An 11,374-nucleotide genomic window follows, 5' to 3' on the forward strand; every position below is an offset into this window, starting at 1 on the left:
GGGCCTCCCTGTCTTAGGGGTTTGAAGGGGCGGTAAGAGCGAACCAGCCGTTCGTAGCCGGACTGACACTAAACGCGCCGCGCTGCGCCTCCACCGCGCCACCAACGGGCGACAGGTCGACAAAGCCGAACAGCGCATCATCCGCCCTTAGCTTTCCGGGCCACCCCTGCACCAACGCTAGGAAGCGGGCCGGCGGTAGGTCAACCGGATCACCCCAACTGATAGGGTCAGTGTAAAAGGCCGCGCCGCCGGATACCGGCTCCACCCGGACGCCCGTCACACCGACGGGTTTGTAGTCGCCGCCTGAAAGCTCATTAGGGGCGATATGCGAATAACGCTCATGCTGATGCACATCCTGTTCATACCGGCCATCGAGCAATACCGCAGACAGGCTGACGAGCGGCAGCTTGAGCGCGCCGGTCATGAGCCTTTCAAAGGCTGGCGCATAAAGCATCATGGAACCCGTATTCATACTATTAGCTCCCTTCTTTAGGGCGGCTTACCGGTACGCCCCGCGCCCTGTGTGACGTGCGTTCCTGCCGGATATGACTAAGGCCAAGGCTCTCATGTGCAACAATTGCAGCGGTGCTGGAAGTGGCCGCCACCATGGTGGCCTCAGCGGAGGACAGAAGGGCGCCCTGGCGGGCGTCACTTCCAATGGCTGCAGACGCAAGTGCGCCGGAAGCAAGTGTCATGGTGCATTCCCTTCCCTAGCCAGCAATGTGGAAGACTGCGTGGTGACGTGCGGCGCCGCTTCACCCGTTTTGGCGGCAGCACTCAGACTATTGAACACGTCGATAAAGGCGGGCACCTCTGTCCCTTGCAGCTGGGTGCGCTGCAAAAACTGAAGGATGATGGAGACCTGTTTAGCCGACAGGGCCGGCTCGTCCTTTGACATATGATTATCCTTGATATGAGTTCAGACTACTGTGCCGCTGGCATCAATCCATTGACTACCGTCCGACCAGATGGGTTTGGCAAGCGTGGTATCAAATATCCGCGCGCCCACCCCGGCACTTGACGCAGCAGGTCGTTCCGTGGTGGCGGTCGCCTTGCTTTTAATAATACCGTCACCAATGAGGTTACCTGCCGCTTGCACACTGCCGTCTGCAAAAATTGTGAGCATGTCATCACTGCCGTCAGTGCACTTCAAGTAAGCCCCACTCTGATCGCCGGGAGAGGCCGAAAGAATAAACCGCGCCACCTCCGGGGCTGTAGCGCTTTGGTTCTCAAAGCGCACGACTGGCGCATTTGTAAAACCTGCAACGTTGCGAATCTCGTTGGAATAGAAGTTCCACACTCTAATGGAGTGATCGTAAGTTAGGACCGGGTTAGTCCCAGACCTGAACTCGACATCCAAGGCCCGTTCTGAATGCCCATCCCCATACATCAGGAGGTTCGCGCCTTTGTTGGCCGCGTTGCTACCGGACAGGAGCAAATTACCTGTGTCCTGAGTTTTCAGGACATCCCCTTCAATATGTAACGAGCTTTCAACCCTCAAGTCCTTATGAAGACGAAAAGTGCCATCACCGCCCGCAAAGTTGTCGTCATAATGAAGAACATTTTCTTGTCCGCGCCGGAAGAAAAAATCGTAGGCATCCGTGGCGTGAGCATCCCCCAAAAGGCAAAGGTTGCTGCCCTCATCAGTTGCCGCCCCTCCGGATAGACATAGCCCTTCATCAGAAGTCTGTTTCAGAATGTCGCAGCCAGGCCCGCTTGTCAGGTTACCGCTCGGTCCAATTTGCCAGCGCAGGGTTCCGGCGACCGTTGTGCTGTCACTTGCCGTATAAAACCCGATTCGGCTTGCTGCATTCATAATTGTGGAGCCGCCACCCAGCGCGACCGTGTTTTCATTCTCCTGCGAGAGTGCAAAAACAAGCGCCAGAGGTTCCTCTGTCCGGGTGTAGTGCGGCACTGCAATACGGCCGACTTTAGTGGTAGCATCACCTAGCGACGTGCCCGTGCTGTCCGAGCCCACCACGAGCGAGACCGACGCACCGTTGTTAACCCACAAACCACTTCCGTTTGGCACACCCAAATCGCGGCCGACCACGACCCTGCCAAGCCCGTCACAGGAAAAACCTATCTGATCTTCAGCGCTTCTGTACATGCCGGTGTCATTATCACCCTTGAAGGTGAAGGACGGGCTGGCCGCCACGCCGCCTCCGTTGCGGATATTGGCGTTGCCGGCCAGTTGCATGCCCCCACCGTCAAGACGCATCTTCTCTGCGCCGCCGACGGCAAAACCAAGGGAGTTTTCATCCACCCGGTAGAGCCCTGTATCTGTATCCGCATTGAATGCGACAGCCGGCTGAGCCGCATTTCCGGCACCGGTATAAAGCCGTCCTGCAGCTTCGACATCGCCGTCAAGTGACAAACCTCCCGCGACAGAAAAGCCCGTGCCCACGGACCATTCCTCAAGCATGGGATCATAGGTGAACGCACGAACGAAATCAGGCACGCCAGCCGCCACCGGCGCGAAAAAAGCCTGTCCGGCGGCATCGCTCATCTGCATTGAAGGATGCCCAAACGCCGCCGCTTTGATTGCGCCGGAAAGCGTGGTCGTGTCGGCCTCGATACGAAGCTTTTCCGCGCCGTCACTATCAACGACCAGGGCGCCATTGCTTTCCACACCCAAGGTAACCTGTCTGCCGCCCGCCGCCAACAAACTAAGCTGGTTCGCGGCAGTACTTTCGATGGACACCGGGCCCGAAAATCCGCCACCGCCGTCTTTCATCATCACACCATCGATGTCGACGCCAGCATCTGGCGTCACCTCGCCAATCACGTCTGCCGCGATCTTGGGCCTGTTCAGGTAATCCGTACTCAGCGCGCAAAAAACACGGGCGTTGCCGGAGAGCGGAATGGCAACCGGTGTATTGCGCTCATACACACCGGCGAGCAATGTTTCCTGCACGCTCACGCGGCTAAGGGTATCTGTATCAACGAGGACACCGATGCCAATTTCGTAGTTGTCGCCGTCCTCGATAACATAGGAGACTTCATCCGCCGCATTGAAAGCGTCAGCGAACCGCACATGGCCCCTGAGTGCCCCTCCAAGCGTAATGTCGCCAGTGCCTTCAGTGTTGGTGAATTCGCGCACACGATTTGCCAGCATTGTCTGTCACTCTCAATTATGGGGAAAGAAAAGGGCGGCGCCGGCGTATCTCACCCGCACCACCCATTGTTTGTGGTTCGGCCCGTTAGGCAGCGGAGAATTTGAGAAGCTTCAGCGCGTCATCATTGACAACCGCGCCACCCACACGCCGCGTGGCATAGAAATGCACATAAGGCTTGTTTGTATAGGGGTCGCGCAGCACGCGGGTGCCCATACGCTCAACAAGGGTGTAGGCACGCTCAAAGTTCCCGAACGCGATGGCGCATGCATCTGTGTCCATATCCGGCATGTCTTCTGCTTCCACAACTGGATACCCGAGAAGTGTGTCCGGTTGCCCTTCATTCAGCCCTGCGCGCCAGATGAAGTTGCCGTCCGCATCTTTGAATTTCCTGACCATCGCGAGCGTCTTGGAGTTCATGACAAAACGCGCGCCTGCGCGGTAGCGGGCCGAAAGCGCATGCACGATGTCGATCAGAATATCCGCCGGGTCTGAGGCCGGGAACGCACCATCCACACCGGTGATCACATGCTGGATCTCACCAAAGGTGCGGCTGGCATCCCCGTTTGCGGATGTGGTGTAGGTAAGGAAACCTTTAGGTTTGTTGGTGCCGTCACCGTTGACGATGGCCGCGCCTTCCTGTGCCGCAAATTCTTCGGCCACCTCTTCATTCAGCCAGGCTTCTGCATCGAACTGCATGTCATCAAGCGCGCGCTGCGTGGCGGCTGCATTGGCGTAAATCTCACCCGGTGTAATTACAACCTCGCGCAAGGACGGTGTCGCTGTCTCGGTACGATCCCCGGCTTCGCCCACCCAGCCCGAGGCAGTACCGCCGGTATTCACAAGGCGCTTGTAATTGCCGCTTTCAACCTCTTTCACCTTCACGATGGAGCGGAGCGGCGAAAGGTTACGGAGCTGCTTCTCGATCTCGGTGTCGATCACCAGCGGCACGGCATAACCACCATCACCGCCAGAGGAGGCCGAAAGCGCTTTCATCTCAACTGCCTTCAGGCCATCGGTATCGCCCTTTTGCATGAAGCCGCCAATAAACGCGGACTTATGCTCGTCATCATAGCCAAAGCCGCCATGCGCTAGCGTCCCCGGGCGGTGCATTGATGTCTCAAGCGTATCAAGGCGCGACTGCACGTCCATCAGGCTTGTCTCAGCCGCGTTGGTATAGTCATCAATGGCGGCTTTCAGATCAGTCATTTCCATGACATCTGTCCTTTCTGTTTCATTATGTATGGTGGGCCGGCGCATATCCGGCCAGGAAGGCAAGGCCGCCCGCCTGCCTCACACAGGCGATGGGAGGGCCAGAAAAACCCGCGACGCCGGCATCACACAGGCGGGCGGGCTTGGATTTCTCCACGCGAACGTGGTATTTCAGCAAACAATCATCTGCATTGGCAGGCAACGAACAACATATTACTGTCCAGTGCACACCGCCGAGATGCGATACCGATAGCTTTCCGGTCGCGCCCATCTTCCTCTTGCAATTCGTTCACTTTTTGTTCAAGGTGACTGCTTGCAACTTGAGAGCGACAAACAACAAACCGATGGGGGGGTACTATGAAAGCATTTCTTGGCGGAATAGTTCTAGGCGCGGTGTTCCCCGCTGTCTTACTCACCGGCGCTGGGTTCACCATCACCGACAAGAACTTGATAGCTGAATATGACAAAAGTTATTATAAGCAAATAACGCAGACAACGGTTGAAACCGCTGCTCTTATTCAGGGTAATTCTCGCTACTGGTCCGAGAGCACGCCTTTCTCCACAATATATATGCTCACGCCTCTCACGGAATTGAGGGCAGAAGATGTTGAGCGCGTTTGCATCGTCAGCGCATCCGTCGGGCAATATGACGTCGAAAACATGGTTCTCGATATCTTCCTCAAGGAAAAGGACCAGATATATAAATCCCTCGATGAACAAGACATTTTCCGTACCGACACGCCCGCATATGGCATGCTCGAATTTGCTGAGAAGCAGATAGGCGGAACCTATAAGATTGTTTCTCCTGAGGATTCACAAGCAGACACTGCCAGCATGAGGATGAATATTACTGAGTACGACTTTTATAACTTTCTACCCGTGCTTGCGAGCATCAACCCGGCGAATGAAATTGCCGGATGCAGGGACGACGGGGACATCAGCACTGCCGTCATCGACAACAATAAGGTCCTGTTGGCCAAACAACCGGCACCCTGACGCCCGTCTATGTCATCTTAAACTCAAAATTTACCGGCGCATCGTAACCGGAACGCGCGCCATGATACTCAAAATATAGGCTCGGACTTTTGTACCGTCCGACATCGCTGCGCGCCTGAGCAAATGCACTGGGTGTAATGTTTTGCAGCCACAACGCCAATTCACGTTCACTCCCCTGAGGGATCGGATGAATTTTCAGTTTCCCGCCGTTGACCATACGCCGTTCACTCGAGATTACTCTCTTCGTGGGGACCGCGCCGCGCCAGTCGATAAAGCGCAACCAGTAACTAACTACAAGCTCCTGCGTGCGTGCGGCATTATCTGTCAAAATCAGCAATTCGCGCTCTCGGCCATTGTGTTTTGCCGGAAATTTCAGTTCTCGTGTATGCCCACCCTTTTCGAGTGTCTCGCGATACGCTACCCTGCCGACTGTCGGCTTCATAGTCTTTCAGCCATCGTGCCGCATTTTGAAGCAGTCTTTCATCGCTGATTTTCGCAAACCCATACCCAATTGCAGCCCCGCTCAGGCCAGACAAAATTCCTTCAATGATAGGCAACAACAGGGGTGCCAATTTATGGTCAAGCTGCAACTGTCGCCGCTTCACCTCGGCCACAAGCGCCGCAATCTCATGAGCCCGAGTATATTCCTTCGCATAGGTCTGGCGCATGCCATGCTCCCCTTGCAATTCGTTCACTTTTTGTTCAAGCTGGCTGCTTGCAACCTTGGGAAGACAGGCAACATAACAGCGGGGGTATCATGAAAGCATTTCTTGGCGGTCTTATCATCGGCGGCGCGGCTGTTGCGCTGGTATACAGCTATTTACCCAAGCCACCCGCGATGGAGCACATGCCACAGCGCCAGCACACGACAGGCGATACAGCATTTGACGAAACGGCATATGTGCACCGGCTGTTCGCGCAGCAAACTACTGCGCGGCGGGAAGTCAGCCCCCTCTGGCCGGAACACGCGCCGGGCAAAAACCTGCTTCCCAGCGAAATTGAAGTCGGAACCGGCCCGCTGATTGTTGCGGAAATCAAGCCCGCACTTGACATCACACCACCGGATATCGCCTCCGTCTCCTTCTGCAGCAGCTATTCAGGCAACATGCCGCTTGAAAGCGAAGCTGACTATGACGATATCGTTTTCGACATAACATTGGAGCCAACAACCGAATTCCGTGCGAAGCTGTTAACCTTCGCCAAAGACAGCATTTCCGAAACCGGCTTTTCACCTTTTTTCTACCTGATGGATAATTTCTACCGCACGCCACTCAATACATGGCAGGCCAGCCGTGAAAGCCTGGCGCGCTATTCAGATGATTTATGGCCGGAGCAAGCGACCTGGATCACCCTGCATTATAAGTTTCGCGATATCAGCGCCGCTTTCGGCCTGCTATCAAGCTTCAGGGGAAACGGTCTCAAACTGTGCACCGACGAAGGGCCATCATACGACTTCCTGATCAGGCTGATGGATGCACGCTGGGGTGACAATTCAGCCATCTTCCTCAAATAGCGCTACTCAACCCGGATCCAGAACGGGTCTGCCTCCACTCGTTGAGGCTTTCCATTGATCCGAATAGAAACTTCGTTCGCGGAGACGACCCCGTTATGTGTCAGCACACATGTTGCAGCGGTACCGCGCTGCATGATGTCTGCCACCGACGCGACCAGCCCCTCAAACCGTTCCAGCGCGTTGCGGCGGCTCAGTGCCTCATATTCTCGGGCAAGCCATTTTCGCATAACCTCGACACCACCACAGGGAAAGGTAAAAATTGCATCACGGCTGTCGCGTTTATGTTCAAAAGGTTCCTTGATACGCCGCAGCCCCCGACGCTCGTGCCACGCCCAGAATTCGAAATAACCAGAACTTTTGCAGTTTCGGTCGGCAGCTGTACTAATACGGAAACGCACCTGGGTTCTCCGGGGGTCCATCACGCCAAGATTGATATTCTTGGTAGCGTCAGGAAACAATGTCACCGGCATAGCCTGTCCGCGAGCAGTCCGGAACGCCGATATAATCTCTTGTGCTCCTTCAAGAAGCGCGGTCGCCCTACTTGCCAATACGGCGGGAGCGACTTTTCCCTCTAAAACCGCCTGCCGCTGTCTCACCTCAGCCGTCAGCGCAGCGAGTTGCCGGGCGTCATCACTTTTGGCATAAGTATCGCGCATGCCATCCTCCTCTTGCAATTCGTTCACTTTTTGTTCAAGGTGGCAGCCTGCAACCTTGGGCAGACAGGCAACACGCAAGACGGGGTATCATGAAAGCATTTCTTGGCGGTCTTATCATTGGCGGCGCGGCTGTTGGCTCGGCATGGTATTTTTCAGGACCAACTGCCGACCAGAACAAAACCGATATTGATCTGGCAACGCAAACCATCATTAATGAAAAGTATCAAGCCCGGGTTGACAAGCGTGATGCCCTGCTAGCGAAATATGAAGATCAAAGTCTTGGGCTATATGGCCTTCTTCTGACCTCAGCCCCAGCACGCGTGAAACTTCCGGGTATTTACCATACGCAATGGAACAGCACCATGCAGGAGACTGTAGGCGGGGAAGCCGTTATCGCAGTTTATGGCCTGACCCCGGCCTACTCCGTCACACCCGACGACGTTTCGCTCGTGTGCATTTCAGCGGCTGAAAAAATCAATGATAGTGACACGATTGACCTGCTGGTCACCACCAACGACCCGAACGCGATAACATCAGGCCTCGCAAGTGTTGGTGCATCCGCGGAAAAATCGGTTCCCGGCCTCATCCTCACGGATATGCTACAGCCCCCCGTGACGGCCAGCCTGCAGGCTCCCTCAGGCGCCTCAGGCGTGCTGCATTTCAGTTTCACCGAAGGCAGCATGGCCAGCGGACTTCTTGCCATGAGCAAACTGAACGGCGACCGGGCAATTGTGCCCTGCATTGATGCCCTCATTGGCGACCCTGCAATCATTGAGCGCTGGCGCCGTATTCTGGGCAGCCCCATGTTCGACAGCCCCACACCAGCGAGCGACGAAGGAAGTAACTGATATGAAAGCATTTCTAGGCGGCCTTATCATTGGCGGCGCGGCTGTTGGTGCTGCGGCCTATTTTGCCATAGAGGCGGAACAGAGCCGCCATGAGACCATTCGCACTGACCTTGAAGCCAGGCTGGCGAGCGCGGAAGCGCCCATCGTGACAACAATGATCCCGGAGCCGAGTATCTCTGTCACAACCCTTGGTGACCGCCCCATACGCGACGCTATCCGCCAAGGCGACGACTATATTGAGGATGGTGAATTCTCTCACGAAAAACCCGCCTTCACAGTCCTGAGCGCCCGCCCCCTGCTGGAGATTGACCAGGACACGGTTGACCACGTGTGTATCTTCCACGTACGCAACGTACCCACCGGTGAAGCACACACGGTCACCAGCTATTTTGATGCCGCCATCTATATGAAAGACGGCTACAAACCGGCCCAGCGCCATGACGAAGCCGGCACCTTTACCCAAGACGGCCCGACATACGGCTTTGTCATACAAGGGCGTGACCCGGGCATCATCTGGCAAAGCGGCTGGTTCACAGACCCCGCCAAAGTAGATGGGCAAAAGGCCCCCTTCCCCGCCGCCCCGGCTGACATTTATATCACCCTCACCGGCGCGGACATGGGCGCAAACTTCAAACGCTTGTTAAGCCTTGTGCCAAACCGGGAGGTCGGCGTGTGTGAAGGCACGGATATGCGCACCGAAGGCCTGCCAACCGCCTATATGAAATACGACCCCGGCTTGCACGGCTCTTACTGATAAGGCTGCTCGCTAACGTACCGGGATGGCTTTTACCTTGAACATGACCTCCCGGTCCGGCAGGTCCCGCAGGATACTGCCTTCGGCATGGGGCAGGTATTCAAGGTCGAAGTAGGTTTCCCCAAACAGGATGTTTTTAGGGAAATGCTTCAGGAAATCCTTCAGGTTCTCAAGTGTAAGGTTGCGGACGACATCGCCGGATAGCACGCCACGATTGACGAGATGTTCCGTATGGTCACTGTTGCCGTCACGGTATAGCACCACGCGCTCCTGCCGCTTGGTGGCGCGCTCGCCAATTTGCAGGTAGGATGAATAATAAATCTCACAACGGAAACGCGCGAAAGTTGGGGCTTGGACCAAGAATTTCACCTGCCCTGGCGACACGGGCACCAGGGGCACGCGTTTAGCGCTTTTACCCGGCAGTAGACGCGCCGAGTTGACCGTGGTTGATGCCACATCGAGCCCACGCAGCATAGCACCAAGGTCCGGCTTCCCCGCCTTTGTGCCGTCCAGCAACATCTGCCGCCGCTTCACTTCCGCCACCAGCGCCGCAATCTCATGCGCATCTGGCTCACTACCAAAACCCTTGGCGATGATGGCGCGGGCGCGGGTGCGGGAGAAGCCGTTGTCGCGCAGGAAATGCTCAAAGGCGCGCGGGTCGTCGGGGATGCCGCCGTGGGCTGATTTCACGCTAGTGATGCGGGCAAGTTCATTGGCGGGAAATGTCACGAGGGATACCTCCATCAGGTCTGCTTTTGAAATGGTACGGGTGCCGGTCGCACTGTCGCGCGTGGCTTCGCGGGTGACAAAACCGATCGACAGGCCATCAAGCGCGCCCATGCGCAGAAGCTCATAAGCCTCCGCCCCGCGGCCCGACATGGAAAGCCGGCCGCGAACATACAGCCCGCGTTCGTCCTCTCGCACCTCGTCAAACCGGCCGATGGGGGCTTTGGTATCATGCTGCCACAAAAGCATAGGCAAGCGCGCCTTCAGGCTTTCCGCAAAGGCACCACGGGCAATGGTGTCACCGTCGCGGTCCACATTGCCGAAAATGGCGCCATAACCCTCAAACGTGCCCGCTTCCCCGCCCGCCTTCAGCTCAAGCGGCATCGAGGCACGGGCGAGACCCGCGTCTTTCACTATTGTCATCTATTGTGTTCCTTGCTGTCAGCAGTTACGGCTTTATCTGTTGGAAACCAGCCTCCGCCGGGCGGAGACTGCCACTTTGCAGTCATCTCCGCGAAGGCGGGAGACCGTGGCAGCCGCCCGCTGGATGCCCGCCTACGCGGGCATGACGTTATTGGTGTTCCTTCCCCATGCCCAGCATTCGCCGTTTCTCAGCGTCGCTCAGGAAGCCTGCACCTGCGATGCGCTCAAACCGGGCTGTGCGTTTGGCCTCGAGCGCCGGCACGTCGTCAAAGTCGGGGCGCAGCGTCAGCGTGCGGTCCCCGTACATGGGGGTGAGCCAGTTTGTCAGCTCGCTGGCGATCTCAAGCATCATGGGGGTGATGGTATCCTCCCACAGGCTTTGCCGCGCCTCGGAATAGTTTGAATATGTCTGCGCGTCAGGGATGCCCAGCATCTGCGGCGGTACGCCAAATGCCATGGCAATTTCGCGGGCGGACATATTCTTGGCCGCCGTCCAGTCCATATCCTTGGGGCTCATGCCCATTTCCTGCCACTTCAGGCCGCCTTCCAGCAGAAGCGGGCGGCCCGCGTTTGCGCCGCCGGTGTAGCGCCGCTCCACCTCCGCCTTGAGGTGTGAGAACTGCTCATCCGTCAGCGGGGCGTCGCCCGCCTCGTTATACAAGACACCGGATGGCGCGCCTCCGTTCTGGATAAGCGCCAGGTTCCAGCGGCTGCCTTCATTGAAGGCATCGACGGAAAGGGCGGCGGCCTCCAGGGGCGCCATGCCGTACCAGTCCGAGAGCGGGTTAAAGGTTTTCCAGTGCAGGACCGAACGCGTGCCGTAGCGCTGCGCCTTGCCGGCCACCTTCTGTTCAAACCCCGCAGGCAGGCCGTCCTGCCCCTCAAGCACATTGACCGTGTCAGGCCGCATGAGCCAAAGCTCCTTGGGCGCGCGGCCATCCGGCCCCACGGCCAGCGCATAGGCGTTGCCCGCGATCAGGTGATAGCCGACAAAATTATAAAGAAAATTCTCCCCCCGCACGCGCGGGTTTGGCCGGGCCAGCAGTGTCAACAGCGGGTGGTCGCTCAGCGCATTATCCCCCCCGTACAGCTTGAAGGGCACGCTGGCGCAGGCGCGCGCCACCAAGCCC

General features: G+C 57.0%; 14 protein-coding genes. 4 read left to right on the top strand and 10 right to left on the bottom strand.

Going from position 1 to position 11,374, the window contains the following annotated elements:
- Positions 1-13 precede the first annotated feature (13 nt).
- The 5 genes from ACN0VM_RS12835 to ACN0VM_RS12855 all read right to left on the bottom strand — a co-directional run bounded on the left by ACN0VM_RS12835 (position 14) and on the right by ACN0VM_RS12855 (position 4,331).
- Positions 14-472: a hypothetical protein gene (locus tag ACN0VM_RS12835; protein ID WP_417451285.1), complete on the bottom strand. Its 459-nt coding sequence runs from the start codon at positions 470-472 to the stop codon at positions 14-16.
- A gap of 4 nt (positions 473-476) precedes the next feature.
- The gene (locus tag ACN0VM_RS12840; protein ID WP_417451286.1) at positions 477-695 is read right to left on the bottom strand and encodes a hypothetical protein; all 219 of its coding nucleotides are present in this window, start codon (positions 693-695) and stop codon (positions 477-479) included.
- Complete coding sequence (locus tag ACN0VM_RS12845) at positions 692-898, bottom strand: hypothetical protein (protein ID WP_417451287.1); 207 nt, start codon at positions 896-898, stop codon at positions 692-694. The genes ACN0VM_RS12840 and ACN0VM_RS12845 overlap by 4 nt, the downstream gene beginning before the upstream one ends.
- Before the next feature lie 21 nt (positions 899-919).
- The gene (locus ACN0VM_RS12850) at positions 920-3,118 is read right to left on the bottom strand and encodes a hypothetical protein (protein ID WP_417451288.1); all 2,199 of its coding nucleotides are present in this window, start codon (positions 3,116-3,118) and stop codon (positions 920-922) included.
- Between the two features lie 85 nt (positions 3,119-3,203).
- Positions 3,204-4,331, bottom strand: coding sequence for a phage major capsid protein (locus ACN0VM_RS12855; protein ID WP_417451289.1), 1,128 nt, complete (start codon positions 4,329-4,331; stop codon positions 3,204-3,206).
- 354 nt (positions 4,332-4,685) lie between these two features.
- Here ACN0VM_RS12855 and ACN0VM_RS12860 point away from each other — a divergent pair, with 354 nt between their 5' ends.
- Positions 4,686-5,324 (top strand): hypothetical protein, encoded by a 639-nt coding sequence (locus ACN0VM_RS12860; protein WP_417451290.1) that lies wholly within the window; start codon positions 4,686-4,688, stop codon positions 5,322-5,324.
- A 7-nt stretch (positions 5,325-5,331) separates the two neighbouring features.
- On the opposite strand, the gene ACN0VM_RS12865 is transcribed toward ACN0VM_RS12860, so the two are convergent.
- Together ACN0VM_RS12865 and ACN0VM_RS12870 are read right to left on the bottom strand one after the other, a co-directional pair.
- Complete coding sequence (locus ACN0VM_RS12865) at positions 5,332-5,661, bottom strand: hypothetical protein (protein WP_417451291.1); 330 nt, start codon at positions 5,659-5,661, stop codon at positions 5,332-5,334.
- Complete coding sequence (locus tag ACN0VM_RS12870) at positions 5,642-5,992, bottom strand: hypothetical protein (protein WP_417451292.1); 351 nt, start codon at positions 5,990-5,992, stop codon at positions 5,642-5,644. Before ACN0VM_RS12870 ends, ACN0VM_RS12865 begins: the two co-directional genes overlap by 20 nt.
- 89 nt (positions 5,993-6,081) lie before the next feature.
- On the opposite strand from ACN0VM_RS12870, the gene ACN0VM_RS12875 reads away from it, so the two are divergent.
- A complete protein-coding gene (locus ACN0VM_RS12875) occupies positions 6,082-6,837 on the top strand; it encodes a hypothetical protein (protein WP_417451293.1) in 756 nt (251 codons plus the stop codon).
- 2 nt (positions 6,838-6,839) lie between these two features.
- Here the strand turns inward: ACN0VM_RS12875 and ACN0VM_RS12880 are convergent, their stop codons facing one another.
- The gene (locus ACN0VM_RS12880; protein ID WP_417451294.1) at positions 6,840-7,493 is read right to left on the bottom strand and encodes a hypothetical protein; all 654 of its coding nucleotides are present in this window, start codon (positions 7,491-7,493) and stop codon (positions 6,840-6,842) included.
- A gap of 89 nt (positions 7,494-7,582) precedes the next feature.
- On the opposite strand from ACN0VM_RS12880, the gene ACN0VM_RS12885 reads away from it, so the two are divergent.
- Both ACN0VM_RS12885 and ACN0VM_RS12890 read left to right on the top strand, forming a co-directional pair.
- Positions 7,583-8,341 carry a hypothetical protein gene (locus ACN0VM_RS12885; RefSeq protein WP_417451295.1) on the top strand — a complete coding sequence of 253 codons (759 nt, stop codon included), beginning with the start codon at positions 7,583-7,585 and terminating at the stop codon, positions 8,339-8,341.
- Position 8,342: 1 nt separating this feature from the next.
- Positions 8,343-9,095 (top strand): hypothetical protein, encoded by a 753-nt coding sequence (locus tag ACN0VM_RS12890; RefSeq protein WP_417451296.1) that lies wholly within the window; start codon positions 8,343-8,345, stop codon positions 9,093-9,095.
- 12 nt (positions 9,096-9,107) lie between these two features.
- Here ACN0VM_RS12890 and ACN0VM_RS12895 read toward each other — a convergent pair whose 3' ends face one another.
- Positions 9,108-10,244, bottom strand: coding sequence for an HK97 family phage prohead protease (locus ACN0VM_RS12895; protein ID WP_417451297.1), 1,137 nt, complete (start codon positions 10,242-10,244; stop codon positions 9,108-9,110).
- Between the two features lie 148 nt (positions 10,245-10,392).
- A partial coding sequence (locus ACN0VM_RS12900; RefSeq protein WP_417451298.1) for a phage portal protein occupies positions 10,393-11,374 on the bottom strand: 982 nt, incomplete at its 5' end.

Source organism: Kordiimonas sp., from assembly GCF_048260245.1.
GTDB lineage: Bacteria > Pseudomonadota > Alphaproteobacteria > Sphingomonadales > Kordiimonadaceae > Kordiimonas.